Annotated in this window: 9 protein-coding genes; 7 read left to right on the top strand and 2 right to left on the bottom strand. The window is 55.5% G+C overall.

Annotation, left to right across the window (positions count from 1 at the left end):
• Positions 1–14 precede the first annotated feature (14 nt).
• Positions 15–1,394 carry a Na+/H+ antiporter NhaA gene (gene nhaA / locus ABD971_RS08430; protein WP_345321151.1) on the top strand — a complete coding sequence of 460 codons (1,380 nt, stop codon included), beginning with the start codon at positions 15–17 and terminating at the stop codon, positions 1,392–1,394.
• Positions 1,395–1,457: 63 nt separating this feature from the next.
• Here the strand turns inward: nhaA and ABD971_RS08425 are convergent, their stop codons facing one another.
• Positions 1,458–4,334, bottom strand: a complete 2,877-nt coding sequence (locus tag ABD971_RS08425; RefSeq protein ID WP_345321149.1) for a response regulator — start codon at positions 4,332–4,334, stop codon at positions 1,458–1,460.
• A gap of 446 nt (positions 4,335–4,780) precedes the next feature.
• Between ABD971_RS08425 and ABD971_RS08420 the strand changes: the two genes are divergently transcribed.
• Together ABD971_RS08420 and ABD971_RS08415 are read left to right on the top strand one after the other, a co-directional pair.
• Positions 4,781–6,274 (top strand): hypothetical protein, encoded by a 1,494-nt coding sequence (locus ABD971_RS08420; protein ID WP_345321147.1) that lies wholly within the window; start codon positions 4,781–4,783, stop codon positions 6,272–6,274.
• The gene (locus ABD971_RS08415) at positions 6,271–9,258 is read left to right on the top strand and encodes a PVC-type heme-binding CxxCH protein (protein WP_345321145.1); all 2,988 of its coding nucleotides are present in this window, start codon (positions 6,271–6,273) and stop codon (positions 9,256–9,258) included. Before ABD971_RS08420 ends, ABD971_RS08415 begins: the two co-directional genes overlap by 4 nt.
• 155 nt (positions 9,259–9,413) lie before the next feature.
• On the opposite strand, the gene ABD971_RS08410 is transcribed toward ABD971_RS08415, so the two are convergent.
• Positions 9,414–9,797 carry a GxxExxY protein gene (locus ABD971_RS08410; protein ID WP_345321143.1) on the bottom strand — a complete coding sequence of 128 codons (384 nt, stop codon included), beginning with the start codon at positions 9,795–9,797 and terminating at the stop codon, positions 9,414–9,416.
• A 221-nt stretch (positions 9,798–10,018) separates the two neighbouring features.
• On the opposite strand from ABD971_RS08410, the gene ABD971_RS08405 reads away from it, so the two are divergent.
• The 4 genes from ABD971_RS08405 to ABD971_RS08390 all read left to right on the top strand — a co-directional run bounded on the left by ABD971_RS08405 (position 10,019) and on the right by ABD971_RS08390 (position 16,411).
• Positions 10,019–10,537, top strand: a complete 519-nt coding sequence (locus ABD971_RS08405; RefSeq protein WP_345321141.1) for a sigma-70 family RNA polymerase sigma factor — start codon at positions 10,019–10,021, stop codon at positions 10,535–10,537.
• The gene (locus ABD971_RS08400) at positions 10,534–12,219 is read left to right on the top strand and encodes a LamG-like jellyroll fold domain-containing protein (protein WP_345321139.1); all 1,686 of its coding nucleotides are present in this window, start codon (positions 10,534–10,536) and stop codon (positions 12,217–12,219) included. The genes ABD971_RS08405 and ABD971_RS08400 overlap by 4 nt, the downstream gene beginning before the upstream one ends.
• Before the next feature lie 10 nt (positions 12,220–12,229).
• Positions 12,230–14,782, top strand: coding sequence for a PSD1 and planctomycete cytochrome C domain-containing protein (locus tag ABD971_RS08395; protein WP_345321137.1), 2,553 nt, complete (start codon positions 12,230–12,232; stop codon positions 14,780–14,782).
• A 216-nt stretch (positions 14,783–14,998) separates the two neighbouring features.
• Positions 14,999–16,411, top strand: coding sequence for a DUF1501 domain-containing protein (locus ABD971_RS08390; protein ID WP_345321134.1), 1,413 nt, complete (start codon positions 14,999–15,001; stop codon positions 16,409–16,411).
• Positions 16,412–16,639: the final 228 nt, after the last annotated feature.

The following is a 16,639-nucleotide window of genomic DNA, read 5'->3' as shown; positions in this document are numbered from 1 at the left end:
TTCACGGAGAATGAATGTCTTCATCGACGACCAGCAAACCTCGTTATCAACCCATTCAACCAGTCCATCCCAATGTGACGGTTCCACTACCTGAACAACCGATCGATCGATTTGTACGCCCGGTTGCTCGCTTTCTGCATATCGAAGCGGCCAGCGGCGTGCTGTTGATGCTTTGCACAGCGTTCGCCATCATCATGGCCAATTCTGCCTGGGCCGATTCCTATCTCAGTTTCTGGAAAACCGAGGCGGGCGTTTCTTTCGGATCGCTGCATTTCCAACACTCGCTGCGGCACATCATCAACGACGGGTTGATGGCGATCTTTTTCTTTGTGATCGGATTAGAGGTCAAGCGTGAATTGGTGCATGGCGCCCTTTCGGACCTGCGTCGTGCCACTCTTCCGATCGCAGCCGCAGTTGGCGGTATGGTCGTGCCCGCCGGCATCTATCTTGCGCTTCAATATGACCAACCCGCAGCGCGCGGCTGGGGGATTCCGATGGCGACCGACATCGCGTTTGTCGTCGGCTTTTTGGCGTTACTTGGTTCGCGAGTCCCTAATAATCTACGCGTGCTGTTGCTGTCGCTCGCGATCGTCGACGACATCGGCGCGATCATCGTGATTGCCATCGGATACACACACGAACTGGATGGTCGCTTCCTGATGCTGGCGGCAATCGGAGTGGGGATCGTCCATCTATTCTCGCGGCTCGGTGTTCGCCGTTTCCCTCCTTATATCATCGCAGGACTACTGGCGTGGCTGGCGTTTCACGAATCGGGAGTCCATGCAACCTTGACTGGCGTGATCCTCGGCTTGATGACGCCAGCTAAGGCAACGATTGTTCCTGACCACTTTCATCAATACTTGATTAAGACCGGAGAGTCGTTTCGTGGCGAAGTTTGGCACACGGCAAATCAACGAGCCCAAAAGGTGCGTGAGGTACAACGATTAACTCGTGAAACCGTCTCTCCGCTTGAGTATCTTGAGACGACACTGCATCCGTGGAGCAGTTATTTCATCATCCCAATCTTTGCGATGGCCAACGCGGGCGTCGCAATGCAATTGTCCAACATCGAGGATCCCGTTGCGATCGCCGTCACGCTCGGGTTGGTCGTAGGGAAACCGCTTGGCGTGCTGTTGTTCTGCGTGCTGGCAGTGCAAATTGGCTGGGCAAGACTGCCCTCCGGTGTGAGCTGGCGAATTTTGATTGCAGGCAGCTTTCTTACCGGCATCGGTTTTACGATGGCATTGTTTATTGACGGATTGGCATTTGGCGAAGAGGGGCTCGATACCGCGAAAACAGGCATCATGGTGGGCTCGGCGATCAGTGCCGTCCTCGGCATGGTTTTGCTGATGTGGACATTGCCCAAACGCAAAACCACTAAGGTTCAAACCTGATTTTCAGCTTTGCGAACCGTTTCGAAGGAAACCGCGGGCGTGACACAACCGTGGCATTGCCCGCTAGCCGCCGGTCTTTGCGTTTAGCTCTTTTGCCAAATGCTCGGACGCAGCAACCAATCTTTCCATGGTCGGCTTGACCCAGCGGAGGTCGCCCTTGTTGCCTTGGTGCTCGAGTGTTTCCGCGGCCTTGACCACATCCACGGCACCAAAATATCCCGACGCTCCTTTTAACGTATGAGCCGCTCGCGAGAGTCCCACCGCATCGCCTGATTCAAATGCCGCTTGAATTTTGCCAAGCAACTGCTGCGATTCATCCAAGTAGACCTTCGCCAACTCGCAAGCCATTTCCTCGTTGCCACAGGTCTGCTCGAGCGTCATGTCCCAATTCAACTGGGGCTTGCCATTGGTCCCGGTTGCTTCACACTTTGACTGAGTTTTCGGTGTCACCGCCGACTCATCGCCAGCCAACGCCTGTATCGCCCCGTGGGGTGCTTGAGCGAGCACGCGTTGCAATTCCATGGGATCGAAGGGCTTGGCGATGTAGTCGTCCATGCCGGCGGCGAGAAACCGTTCGCGATCTCCCTTCATCGCATTTGCAGTCATGGCGACGATCAATTGATGCTCACCCCGCTCGGCCTCCATTTCACGGATCACCGCGGTCGCTTCGATCCCGTTAAGTTCGGGCATCTGAATATCCATCAAGATCAAATCGAATGTTTCTCGACCGACCGCATCGACGGCCTCGCGTCCGTTGGACGCCAACACCACCTTGTGCCCCCACTTTGTCAAGAAACCGATCGCCACCTTCTGGTTCACAATCCCGTCTTCGGCCAACAGCACTTTCCTCGCTTGCACCGATGTTTGCGACGGATGAGCATCACTTGCCGCGTCGTCCAGGTTGGTGATGCCTAGCACCTCAAGAATTGTATCAAGCAGCTCCGACGCGATCACCGGCTTTGTCATAAACCGAACGATCCCCACACGACGCATGACCGTCGGCTGCAACCCGCCCACCGACGACGACAACATCACGATCGTATAAGGCGATCTTGGGTTGCGGCTTGTTAGCCGTTCGGCGAACTCGAGTCCATCAATCTCGGGCATGTGATAGTCCAGCAGAATCAAGCGAAAGGGCGACTTATCACGTTCGGCAACATCGAATTGCTCCAACGCCTGCAACCCATCCGAGGCCAACTCGGCATCAAGTCCCCACTGCGCGAGCATCTCTTGTAAGATTCGCCGATTGGTCGAATTGTCGTCAACCACCAACACCCGAGTGCCTCGTAGACGCTTGAGATCTGCGGGCCGACGCGGTGATTGATCCGCGGCGATCTGCAAGTGAATCAAGAAATGAAATTGCGTGCCCACCCCCGGCTTACTTTCCAACCAAACGCGTCCTCCCATCATCTGAATTAACTTCGTTGAAATCGTCAGCCCCAGCCCGGTGCCTCCAAAACGACGCGTCGTCGACGTGTCCACTTGTGAAAACGCTTCGAAAACCTTTTCTTGTTTTTCCTCAGGAATTCCAATCCCTGTGTCTCGCACGCTGACGTGCAGCACCGCCTGATCGTCATTCACATCGTGCGAGTTGACATCCACCACCACCTCGCCCGACTCGGTAAACTTGATCGCGTTTCCAACAAAATTCACGATGATTTGACGAATTCGTCCGGGGTCGCCCACCAAACGATTGGGGATCGATGGATCAATGCGAGCCGCCAGCTCCAAGCCCTTTTCATCCGCTTTGAGTGCAAACAACCTCATCGCCTTGCCCACGCAATCACGCAAGTCGAAATCGATCTCTTCGAGCTCCAGTCGATCGGCTTCGATTTTGGAAAAGTCCAAGATGTCGTTGAGCAATCGCAACAACGAATCTGCGGATTGGCGGATCAACCCAAGAAATTCTTGTTGATCCTTTCCAAGCGGCGTGTCGGACAACAGTTCCGCCATCCCGATAATGCCGTTCATGGGTGTGCGAATCTCGTGACTCATATTGGCCAGAAATTCACTCTTGGCGCGGTTCGCCGCCTCGGCTTCGATCCGCGATTGCTGCAGCGCCGCGTCGGTCCGATTCAGCGACGCGGCACTCCACCAAATCAAAATGCTGAACACGACGATGTTGGTCAACACAAACACCGACAATCCCATCACCGGGTCAAAGATACCATTTTGCTGTGCCCACCAGCGAAATCCACCGATCACCGCCGGGATCAAAATCGCGGCCGGCAACAACCGCCGCGCCATCACGCCACCGGCACCGCGGTCGCTAATGATTCGCATCAAACCCTCGGTCGGACGCGAACACAAAATCCCGATACAAAGAATCGCAAATCCGACAGCGGTGTTCAGTGCCATCGGGATATACGCTTTCATCCCAATCAGATTGACGCTGCTGTAGGCATAACCCACGATCGCCAACAACGACACCAATGCCGCAGCCAACGTAAATGTCTCGCTGAACAGATACCGCGATCGCCAACGAAGATTGACAAACACCAACGCCAAGCCTGTGAGCAAAAAATTCAGCGCCGTGTTGGGAGCCATTCGGTTGGGGATTTCATACGCATCCAGCTTTGCGGGAAACAGCCAACGATCGGGGCCAACGTCGAAGCCAAACTCGTATCCCAAGATGCGAACGACGGCCATCGCAACCACGAGCGACGCCAATCCAATCGCCAAGAACGTTGCGTAGCAGGAATCGCACGGCTCGTCGGACTCGCGAAACGACAGCCACAACGCGGCGCCACACAGCAGGAATCCGATCGCCGTCCCACCGGGATTCATCGCCACTTTGCCGGGCAACAACGCTCGCAACGCCTCGAGATCCAGAGCCCAACCGATCAACACAGCCACACTGATCGCGATCACCACCACGCTTGCCACGCGGGATGCCCAACGAAACTTTGCAATCAGTTCTGGATCGTGAAAATTGCCCACGCGATCCCCTTTCGGAAAATGGCCCTTTTGCAAAGAGGACTTCTTTCGGATGCTGGCACGCTCTCTATGCTACCACGCTGAACGCGCGCGGGGGGAACAGCACGGCCCAAATGCAGTAAGAAGATTTTTGTCACACTTTCGAGGGCACCGACACGGTATCAGGGACCGGTCACAACGCCCCGCCGAGCGGGTGCACGATAAATGCCGATCCTTCCAACCTTTTTGACCTCCCGCCCCACAGCCACTCTGAAACCCTATAGAATACGGCAGCCCCCCCCCCCCAAGCCTGGACGTGCTACGAACCAGCAGCAACAACAATGACGCCCGCCCCCCAAAATCGTCATGCCCCCAATAGTTTGCCAACGACAAACAACCACCCCGCCCATCGCGTTCCTTGATCTGGTTTTCCAGTTCGAACACAGATCACTCCACAAGAAGGTGTTCTCATGCAGCGTGATTGCTTAACGACAAGCATTCCCCAGCGATGCACGAATCGGATATTCCAATTCGGTTTGCTCATCGCCGTGATCGTTGGCTTAGCAAACGGCACCGAAAATCAGGTCGCTGCCGCGGAGCACGCGGTCTTCCGCGCCGGTGCCTCTAAAGTCAAAATCACGCCCCCCTTGGGCCTAGAGATTGTCGGCAATTGGGGCAAGCCGCTGGCGACGAACATCCACGATGACCTGCACGTTCGCTGTTTAGCGCTTAACGATGGGTCGACAACGATTGCGTTCGCGATCTGCGACAATGTCGGCATCCCTCGCGATGTGTTTGATGCGGCCCGAAAATTAATTGATTCGCAGACCGACGTACCTCCGGCAAACGTGCTGATGTCGGCCACCCACACTCACTCGGCTGTCTCTGCTCGAAACAACCGCGAAGTCGATGGAGTGGTCGTCTTGGACAGCTACCAAAACTTGGTGGCTCGCCGCATCGCAGAAGGCGTTGCCACAGCCGTCGCCGCAATGAAGCCCGCCAAAATCGGCTGGGGCGGCGTCGAGGAAGCATCGGAAGTTCATAACCGCCGCTGGTACGTCGACGACGAAAAACTTCTTGCAAATCCATTCGGTGGCGTCGACAAAGTTCGCATGAATCCGCCCCGAGGCAGCGACAAGCTGATCGAACCCGCCGGTCCGGTTGATCCCGAAGTCTCGTTCCTGAGCGTGCAATCCCTCGACGGCAAACCGATTGCACTGCTGGCAAACTATTCGCTGCACTATGTCGGCGGCGTGCCTAGCGGTGATGTTTCCGCAGACTACTTTGGGGCATTTTCAGAAAAGATTGGCAAGCGAATTGGCGCCGACTCCAGCTCCGATTCCTTCGTTGGCATCATGACCAACGGCACCAGCGGTGACATCAACAATTATGCTTTTCGCGAAAAAGCCGGTAAACATGAACCGTATCAACGAATCGATGAAGTTTCCGACTTGATCGTCGGGCGTGTCGCCGAAGCCTACGCGGCGACGGAGCATCACGATTGGGTTTCGTTGTCCGCCGCGACGCAAGAACTTGAACTAAAAATGCGGAAGCCCGATCCCGAGATGCTCCGCTATTTCGCGAGTCTGCAAGACGAGGGTCAATCGCCCGCCAATGTTCATCGATTGGCGTCGATCTACGGCAACCGTCTCCGCAAGATTGCCGAAGGGCCCGAAACCAGTTCGGTGTTGCTGCAAGCGTTCCGAATCGGGGATTTGGGAATTGTGGCGATTCCGTTTGAAGTGTTCGCCGAAACAGGGCTCGATTTGAAAAAACGCAGCCCGATGTCGGATACGTTTACAATCGAACTTGCCAACGGCAGCTACGGATACTTGCCGACGCCAGCGCAACATAAATTGGGAGGTTACGAAACGTGGCTGGGCACCAATCGAGTCCAACTCGACGCTTCGGATCGAATCTCCGATGTCCTCTTGTCATTGCTCAATCAACTAGGTCAGAAATGAAGCGTCAACCGAAATTGAATCGCATCGTCGCTGGCGTTGCCATCACCGCAGCGTCGCTGGTTTCGACGGTTCACGCCGAGCAGCCGACGGAGGCTTCGATTGTGCCATCCAACAATCGGCCCGCGATCACCTCGCATTCACCCGAAGCATCGCTATCGCATTTGAAAGTGCGACAGGGGCTCGAAGTCCGTTTGGCCGTGGCCGAACCCGACGTGGTCGATCCCGTCTCGGCGGCCTGGAGCACCGATGGCAAGCTGTGGGTCGTTGAAATGAGCGACTATCCACAGCCAAAACCGGGCCAAACCGACCGTCATGGCCGCATCCGCGTGCTGTCGGAACGAGACGCAAATGGCCGTTTTAATAAGGCTGTCACCTTTGCCGACGGACTCGACTTTGCCACCGGAGTCCTCCCATGGCGTGACGGCGCGATCGTGACGATGGCAGGCGAGATCGCATTTCTGCGTGACCAAGACGGCGATGGTCGCATGGATGCACGCGAAACTTGGTTCAAGGGCTTCACGACCGATAATGAACAACTTCGAGCAAATCATCCAAAACTTGCACCGGATGGCTATGTCTATGTCGCCAATGGACTTCGCGGAGGTGCGATCACGGCGGTGGATCCGCGATTCGAAGGACGTGCCACCCCTCTAAAACTGCACGGTCGCGATTTTGTTTTCGATCCGCACGGCGGTTACTGGGGAACCGTTTCGGGAAACAGCCAATATGGATTGACCATCGATGGCTTCAATCGACGTTTTGGTTGCAGCAATCGAAATCCCGCGATCGAGTCGGTGCTTTCGATCGATGTGGTTGATCGAGATCCATTCTTGACGCCCGGTGATGCGACCACCGACGTCGGTAAATCGGGTTTTGAATCCGAAGTGCATCCGATCAGCAACGCCTGGACCACCAGCAATCTACACGCCGGTCAATTTAGTGCCGCTTGTGGTGTGACCGCACCCGGCTGGTCAATCGACGAATCGTCTGAGTGGTTGCTAGTTTGCGAACCAACAGGGTCATTGGTCCAGCGTCAACGGTTGCAATGGGCCAATGGCGCATGGCATAGCGAGCGTGAAGCGAACGAGGCCGAGTGGTTAGCCAGTTCGGATGATTGGTTTCGCGCCGTCGATCTCGTGCCTGATGTCGATGGCGGCGTGCTGGTCATCGACATGGCACGTGCGGTGATTGAGCATCCGCAATGGGCCCCCGTCGAATTGAAAAATCGCCCCGATACCTGGGACGGCAATACGTTGGGCCGAATTTGGCAAGTACATGCTCCTAACAAACAAATCCGCTCAATCGCGGTTGACGATGATGCGGGTGCCATCGCGGCGATCGTTTCGGACGATCTTTTGCACAGGATGCTTGCGTCAGAGTATTTGCACGCTCACTATTCAGCCGACGTGCCGCCGTCATCAGGCGTGGTCGAATCGCTTAGTCGCCAATTGGCCGATTCGACGGTGGCGGCAGAACCAAAGTCGCGAATGGCCTTGTTGTTGAACCGCTGGAGTTTACTGACCTCGTCACAACACGCTTCACTATTGCAAGACAAGGATGAACGCGTGCGGGCAATTGCCGTTAAAATGCGTCAACGCAACCTTCTGGACGGCACCCCCGTCGCCACGATGCCCAACCTGATGTCAGCACTCGATGACGCTGCGTTGATCGTCCGCCAAGCCGCACTCGAACAAGTTGTTGTGTCTGCTAACCCATCAGAGATCGATAACGAACTATTGGGGCGACTGTTTCACCTGACTGTGAACGAACACGATTCCCCTTGGATCTCAAAATTGCTGACGGCGATTCCTTATGAGTTCGCCAGCAGAATGTTAGACACCCTGCCCAAGTCTCAACCTGAGATGTCCACAATTCCGACTTCGATCTACGAGGGCTGGATGCGTCGCGTGGCGGCCAAAGATCCTCAGCGTGCCACCGAAGTCTTGGCGAATTGGCTGGGCAACGCGATGCCCGCCGGCGGCGACCAAGCCGACCAAGCCACACAAGCTTTGGCGATGAACATGGCCGCGGCCTGGAGCAAAGGAGGCGGTAAAAAGGCGTCCCTCAAATCATTGCCGAAGGAATCCTCGGATCAAATCGCCGCTCTGGACACATTAGCGGCCTCGATCGCGGTCGACGACGAACACGCCGCGGGAACACGCTTGGATGCGATCGAGTGGTGCCGCAATCAGGCGGCGTTTCCAGAGCAGTTGCGAGATCTGGTTGATCCCAACGTCGCCCCGAATCTTCGTGCTGCGGCGTACCGGGCGTTGATGCAGCGAGACGCCGAGTGGACCAAGCAACATGTCCTCGAACACGCCGATTCGATTTCGCCGACTGACCGCGTTGCCGTAGTCACTGCGGTCCGCAGCAGCACCCAAACCGCGACTTGGTTGCTGAACGAAATCGGCCAAGGCAACCTGCCACGCACCTTCGTCGACCCCTCGTCGATGGATTGGTTCCGCCGGCATTCTGACGCGAAACTTGCCAAGCTCGGGCGTGAAACCTTTGCACCGGCAGGCGATGTGCTGAAGGTGATGCGTGAATATGAACCCGCAGCCAAACAAATCGAAACGGCGGATGTAGCGGAAGGCAAAAAGTTGTTCGCTCAGCACTGTGCGAATTGCCACCGCATCGATGATGTCGGGCATGTCGTCGGGCCCGATATTAGCGACAGTCGCACTAAGACGCCCGAATCACTGCTGGCGGCGATCCTCGATCCGAGCTCTGCCATTGATGCTTCGTATGCAAGCTACAGCATCTTAACGGTTGATGGCGAAGCGGTCAGCGGATTGCTCGCCGGAGAGTCCAGTGACGCGGTCACGTTGACACTTCCCGGCGGTCAGACGCGGCGATTCGAACGGGATGAAATCGAAATCTTCCGCGCCTCGAGCGTCTCGCTGATGCCCGAGGGAATGCAACGAGTGATGAATGTCGATCAGATGCGAAACCTGATTAGCTACCTGAAGCGTTGGCGTTATTAACCGATGGGCGATCAGGCTCAGCAGTTGCCACTAAGGTTCACAAGTGTTTTAAATCGCTCACCATCGTGGTGTCCAGAAGCATGATGACTCTGTCTTAAGCGGGGGCTCACCTATTTCGATTAGTGTCGATCAGCGTCAATTAGTGTTCTCAAAGATCATTTTTGGTGAAGATCGTCCAAGATAAACCTTTTCCATTGCAACCCGTCACGACAACCGTAATTAACCAAGTAGCCAACACGTTTTCGAGAGATGCGCATGTAATTGAACAATTGGGCCTCATGGTCTGAGCAAAGCTCCTTTAACGACTTCAGTTCAACAACAATTTCACTGAACACCAGCAAATCGGGGCGGTACTTGGTGTTGAGCAGATTGTTTTTGTAGTAGACATCCAGTTCCGCTTTGCTGACAAAAAGAATGTTCCGCAATCCAAGTTCGATTTCCAAACTTTGTTGGTAAATTTCCTCAGCCATACCGTAACCCTGTTCGTTATAAACCTCGAATGCGGCACCCATAAAATCGTAGCCCTCTTGCTTAAACATCGTTTTGCTCCAAACGGCAATGGGATTTAGAACACTAATACTCACTAATTGACACTAATTTGGGCAGTCTGCGAACGGTTTGGGGGATCGTTCTGCATTTTTCAGTCGGCTGATTGACAAGATTCAAAGGTCCATGGTCGTGAATGTTTTCAATATTTTCGCTGATCCGTGTCACACTGGCGGTTCTGTCGACATGGTATTCGTGAAAGGGATAGTGACTGATGCAACGACGAGAATTTGCCAAACTCGTACTCGAACACCAGGCTCGACTTCGCATGTTCATTCGGATGCTCGGTGCGATGCCGGACGCGGTGGACGACCTCGCCCAGGACGCGTTTGTGGTCGCTTACGAGCGGATTGATACGCTCGATGATTTTGACCAAGCCGGCCCCTGGCTACGTTCGATCGCTCGCAATTTGGTTCGGAACGAGCTACGCAAATCCTCTCGCCGACGACGGGTTGTCAATGCGTCGATCAGCGAAGCGATGCTGGCGATGTCCGACGAACCGGCTACCACGCCGTGGTCCGAAGATTGGTTCTCGGCGCTACGGAAATGCGTCGAACACCTTCCTGGTCATGGTCGTGCCCTGGTCGATGGCCGCTATAAACGTGGCCAGAACGCTTCCCAAATCGCCAACGAAACTGACATGACGCCTGCCGCCGTTCGCCAAGCACTGTCGCGACTACGCGGTCTGCTACGAACGTGCGTGGAAACACGCTTAGCGGAGGGATCGACATGAATGAACGTGATTTTGACGAACAGATTGACCGCCTGCTCGACGGCGAACTCAGTGAACCAGAAATGGATCGCTTGGCTCGCACTCTCGCGAACGACGATTCGCTCTACCGCCGTTACCGCGATCAAGTGGAAATGGACGAAAGTCTGGCGATGATCGTCCGTGACGATCGATCCACTGATCCGTTTGTGCAGCAATTGGAACAGCGACTCGATGCGGAGTCACAGAAATTCGATTTCCTGCAAAGCGTGCTCGATCGATCCAGTCTACGTGTCGCTCGTGAGCAATTGCGGCGTTGGGCACCGCTGGCCGTCGCAGCGATTGCCGCCAGTGTGCTGATTGCGTTTTGGGCAGGCATGTGGACAGGCCGACAATCGGGATCTGCCAAGACCAAGTTGGCTCAGGTCGCACCGGCGAGCGTCGCTTCCGAGCCAGTCGATGACTCCGTCGCGTTGTTGAATCAAGTGGTCAACGCCCAATGGGTCGGCGATACAGCGTTTAACGTCGGTGATTCGATTTCCTCTCATGCGACACTGCATCTGGAATCGGGTTTGGTGCAATTGCAGTTCTTTCGCGGTGCGATATTAACACTCGAAGGCCCCGCGAAACTTGAGGTTCGCGACCAGGATCACGTGATGCTGTACGAAGGCAACGCCTGGGCAAAAGTCCCTGTGCCGGCACGGGGTTTCACCGTGCTGACACCCGAAACAAAAATCGTCGACCTCGGCACCGAATTTGGCGTGTCGGCAACGCCGGGCAAGCGGACCGAAGTCCATGTCTTTGATGGGCTGGTGGAACTCTATGATCCGTCGGCCGCTGAGGATGCGGATTCGCTGCATGAATTGGTCACTGGCCAATCGATCAGCGTTGACGTCAACGGCCGCTCGCTTCCCGTCGCGAACCAGGTCACCGAGATGCCATCCACATCACTGCTGCAGCGTAGCCAAGACAAGCAGCTGCAAATGCGGTACGAGCGGTGGCAACGATGGAGCGCCGAATTCCGCAACGATCCCCGTGTGCTGATGTATTACGATTTTGCGGCTGCCCAGTCGACACCAGCCACACTGCCAAACCTCGCTGCGGATCGAACCGATTCGGATGGTTCAATCATCGGATGTGCATGGACCCAAGGGCGTTGGCCTCAGAAGTCTGCACTTGATTTCAAACGGCCGAGCGATCGTGTGCGATTCCACCTTCCCGGGGAATACGAATCGATCACGTTAGCCGCGTGGGTCCGCGTCGATGGGCTCGATCGGCTACTCAGTTCGCTGCTGTTAACCGATGGCTGGGACGCGGGCGAAGTTCACTGGCAATTTGATCGGCAAGGACAACTTGGACTTTCGGTCAGCCAAGCGACCGGAGTGGCGTGGCGTTACACGCAGCCGCTGGTCGATTTGACTCGGCTTGGTCAATGGATCCATGTCGCCTCGGTTTTTGATGGTTCCAACAAGACGGTGCGGCACTATTTCAACGGCCAACGCGTGCCCTGCGAAGCCTCGCTCGACTATGACGGTCCGATCCGCATCGGCGATGCCGAATTGTGCAATTGGGGGCGTCCCATCGACAAAAACTCGCACGCGATCCGAAATTTCAATGGGCGAATGGACGAGTTTCTGATGCTCAGCGACGCCCTTGAGGAAACGGAAATTATGGAAATCTACGAAGCCGGTAACCCCAAACTTTAGGAGACGAACGATGCATCCATCCAGCGCAAAACCATCGTTCAGCGCCGGCGGCATGACCATCCTCAAACCGATCTCGTTACTCGGGTTGGCCTTGGTGATCTGTGTATTGCCGGTGGGCCAAACGGTGGTTTGGTCGGAGGACGGCGAAATGCAGAAAACCAACCAGCCGAGCCCCGATCAACTTGATTTTTTCGAGTCCAAGATTCGCCCATTGTTGATCGACCGTTGCTACGAGTGTCATGCCGAAGACGAACAGGAATCGGAACTCCGCGTCGATACGCTCGCAGGCATGTTGACCGGCGGACTTGCGGGACCGTCGCTTGTTCCCGGCGAACCAACCCGCAGCCTGCTGGTGACCGCAGTCCGTTACCAAGACAACGATCTAAAAATGCCCCCGGACGAAAAATTGTCCGACATTCAGATCGCCGACCTCATCCGCTGGGTTGAAATGGGAGCACCGCATCCCGATTCCGACAATGTCGGTCCCATCGCTGAACGCGGCGACGTCGACATCGAACAAGGCCGCAAGCATTGGGCGTTTCAGCCGCCCGTCAAAGCCACCCCGCCTACGATCCCGCACACTTCGGTCGCAGCTTCCGAAGATCCACTCCGCCACGACGCCCCCAATCCGATCGACGCGTTCATTGTTGCGAAACTGCACGACAAAGGACTCCGTCCCAATCCACCCGCGGACAAACGAACGCTGCTTCGCCGCGCGACCTATGATTTGATTGGTTTGCCACCGACGCCCGAAGAGATCGACGCGTTTCTGGCGGACGAATCCGCCAATGCGTTTGCTCATGTCGTCGACCGGCTGCTTGCATCGCCGCATTACGGCGAGCGATGGGGCCGACATTGGTTGGACATCGCTCGCTATGCCGATTCCAATGGACTCGATGAAAACGTGGTTCACGGCAACGCTTGGCGTTACCGCGACTACGTCGTTCGTTCGCTCAACAACGACAAACCCTACGACGATTTCCTCGTCGAACAACTTGCAGGCGACTTACTCGATTCCGGAGACGACTTCAAACTCCGCAACGAACGTTTGCTCGCAACCGGATTCCTGGTGTTGGGTCCCAAAGTTTTGGCAGAGCAAGACCAGACCAAAATGGAAATGGATATCATCGATGAGCAGCTGGATACCGTTGGTCGTAGCATCATGGGGCTGACTCTTGGATGCGCCCGTTGTCACACGCACAAATTTGATCCAATCAGCCACCATGATTACTACGGGTTGGCAGGAATTTTCAAAAGCACGCAGACGATGGACAGCTACAAGACCGTCGCGAAGTGGCACGAAAACACGATCGAAACTCCTGAACAAGCGGCTGAACTCGAACGACACCAACAGCAAATCGCATCGCAAGAGAAGTTGATCGCCGAGCGAGTCGCCGAGGCCACGGCGAAACTTGATCCGCCGCCGGCTGCAGAAACGAAACCCGAAGAAATTGAGAAACAATTTCCCGCCGAAACCCAGGCATTGATCAAACAGCTTCGCGACGAACTGAAAAAGCTCAAAGATGCGGTTCCGGAATTACCAACCGCGATGGGAGTAACCGAAGGCAAAATCGCCGATACCTCGGTGCATCTTCGCGGCAGCCACCTGACACTCGGTGACGTGGTGCCACGCCGTGTCCCTGAAGTCCTCGCGATCGATGCCCCACCCGCGATTCCGACGGATCATAGTGGCCGGCTCGAATTTGCTCGTTGGTTAACAAGCGGAACGCATCCGCTGACCGCCCGTGTGATGGTCAATCGTCTGTGGCGAGGCCATTTTGGCAAAGGCTTGGTCAGCACCGTAGACAACTTTGGTCTCAAAGGCAGCCCGCCAACGCATCCTGAACTGCTCGATTGGCTTGCGGTGCGATTTGTCGAACGGGGCTGGTCGATCAAGGAGATGCACCGGCTGATCATGCTGTCCGAAACCTACCAACGAAGCAGCGATTTTGTTCCTGAAAACGCCGAAGCGGATCCTGGCAACCAGTGGTATTGGCGATACAACCTTCGCCGGCTCGAAGCCGAGGCGATTCGCGACGGGCTGCTGGCGGTCAGCGGAACGCTGGACCGCACCACCGGTGGCAACATCATGCAATACAAAAATCGCGAGTACGTTTTCAACCATACGTCCGAAGACAAATCGAAATACGACTCGTCGCGACGGTCGATTTACGTGCCGGTGATCCGCAATCATCTGTACGACATGTTCCAGTTGTTTGATTACAACGATGCAAGCGTGCTCACCGGCGACCGCAACACCAGCACGATCGCGCCGCAAGCCCTGTTTTTGATGAACTCGGAATTGGTGGCCGAGCTTGCGTTAGCGCTGGCAGACCGTTTGCTGGAAAATGAACCCGACACCGAGCAGCGAATCGATCGTTTATATCTCGAGACGTATGGCCGCACCGCATCTGCCGCCGAATCGTCCGATGCAACAAACTTCCTCACCCAATTCCGGGCCTTCCAACAAGAATCCGATAGCGACACCGATCCCGAGCGACTCGCATGGCAAGCCCTCTGCCAAGCAATCGTTTCCTCAAGCGAATTTGTTTACCTACGTTAAATGTGGGATAGGCTTCCAGCCTGTCATGAACTTTGATTTTGGGTAGTGGATCTTGCTAAAGTTCCCCCCACGCCCAAGAAACAGGGAGCTTTAGCAAGCTCCACTACATTAATGCCCGCGGCTAGCGCCGTCGGCTCATAAGACAGACGAAACTTTAGCTCACAGGCTAGAAGCCTGTGCTACGTACTCGAATGACAGGCTAGAAGTCTATCCCCCATGTCACACCTATCACGACGACGCCTTTTGCAGACGACCGCGGCGGGATTCGGTTCGCTCGCGTTGGCATCTCTGTTGGCCGACGAAACGCGTGCGTCCAACGCCACGCCTCGCCAATCCGATCTGCAACTGCCCCATTTTCCGCCGCGAGCCAAACGAGTCATCTTTTTGTTTATGAAAGGCGGCCCGTCGCACATGGATACGTTCGACTACAAACCGCAACTGCAAAAAGACGACGGCAAACCGTTGCCGTTCGAAAAACCGCGGGTTCAATTTGCACCGACTAGCAACCTGTTGGGATCGCCGTGGAAGTTTAAACGCTACGGTGAAAGCGGCATCGCCGTCAGCGAACTGTTCCCCCACGTCGCCGAGTGTGTCGACGACCTGTGCATCATCAATTCGCTGCATGGCACCAACCCTGCGCACGGTGGCGCCAGCATGAAACTGCATACCGGCAGCGATGTTTTTGTGCGTCCGAGCATGGGATCCTGGGTCACCTATGGGCTAGGCACTGAAAACGAGAATCTGCCAGGATTTATTACGATTTGCCCCACGCTTGCCCACGGTGGCACCAAGAATTGGGGGTCCGCGTTTCTGCCCGCAAGTGTTGCAGGGACCCCGATCGGTAACGCCAGCCAACCTTCGGACCAAGCGAGAGTAAAGTTCGTCAAAAATGCACGCATGTCACTCGAGGCACAACGGATGCAACTCGATCTGACTCAGTCGCTGAACCGAGAATTCCTGGAAACCACCGGCCCCGATTCGGCCCTCGAAGCCCGCATCAAATCGTTCGAGTTGGCGTTTCGTATGCAGACCGAAATGCCGGACGCGTTGGATCTCGCTGCCGAAACCGCGGCGACACACAAGTTGTACGGGATCGACAATGAAACGACTGCCGATTTTGGTCGCCAGTGCTTGATGGCACGACGATTCGTCGAGCGTGGCGTGCGGTTTGTGCAGATCACGCACAGCAATACCGAAGTCCAATGGGATCAACACGGCAATCTTCGCAAAGGACATTCTCAAAATGCCGCCGAAGTGGACCTGCCGATCGCAGGTCTGCTGAAAGATCTGAAGTCGCGAGGATTGCTGAAGGACACACTGCTGGTGTGGGGAGGCGAGTTCGGTCGTACTCCGACGTGTCAAGGTGCTGGAAACGACGGACGCGACCACAACCCCGAAGGCTTTACCATGTGGATGGCCGGGGCGGGTGTCAAAACCGGTATCCAATACGGTGCCACCGACGAATACGGCTACTACGCCACCGAGAACAAAGTACACATCCATGACCTGCATGCCACGATATTGCATCTGCTAGGACTCGATCACAAACGGCTAACCTATCGTCATGCTGGTCGTGATTTCCGGCTGACCGATGTCGCTGGCAACGTCGCCCACGACCTGTTCGCATAAATGGTAAATTAGGCTGCCAGTGCTTTGTCCAGATTTGTCCTTAGCGTAGCGGAACTCGTCAAGAGTTTCGTTTGGAAGCGAGAACTGTCGAAAGTCTTGACGACTTCCGCTACGGTCAAACCCTAACTTCCAAATTGGACAAAGCACTAGCCTGCTAATGACTGCATGACAGGCTGGAAGCCCAGGGCTGTAAGGGTATCGCTGTGGCTTGATTGTCGTGTATTACCG

Origin of the sequence: Novipirellula rosea (assembly GCF_039541335.1) — a bacterium.
GTDB lineage: Bacteria > Planctomycetota > Planctomycetia > Pirellulales > Pirellulaceae > Novipirellula > Novipirellula rosea.
This window is presented reverse-complemented; position numbering and strand designations above follow the sequence as displayed.

Coding starts and splice junctions, on each gene's coding strand:
- ABD971_RS08415 (WP_345321145.1), top strand. CDS start 6,271: ATGAAGCGTCAACCGAAATTGAATCGCATCGTCGCTGGCGTTGCCATC.
- ABD971_RS08405 (WP_345321141.1), top strand. CDS start 10,019: ATGCAACGACGAGAATTTGCCAAACTCGTACTCGAACACCAGGCTCGA.
- ABD971_RS08390 (WP_345321134.1), top strand. CDS start 14,999: ATGTCACACCTATCACGACGACGCCTTTTGCAGACGACCGCGGCGGGA.
- ABD971_RS08420 (WP_345321147.1), top strand. CDS start 4,781: ATGCAGCGTGATTGCTTAACGACAAGCATTCCCCAGCGATGCACGAAT.
- ABD971_RS08395 (WP_345321137.1), top strand. CDS start 12,230: ATGCATCCATCCAGCGCAAAACCATCGTTCAGCGCCGGCGGCATGACC.
- ABD971_RS08400 (WP_345321139.1), top strand. CDS start 10,534: ATGAATGAACGTGATTTTGACGAACAGATTGACCGCCTGCTCGACGGC.
- nhaA (WP_345321151.1), top strand. CDS start 15: ATGTCTTCATCGACGACCAGCAAACCTCGTTATCAACCCATTCAACCA.
- ABD971_RS08410 (WP_345321143.1), bottom strand. CDS start 9,797: ATGTTTAAGCAAGAGGGCTACGATTTTATGGGTGCCGCATTCGAGGTT.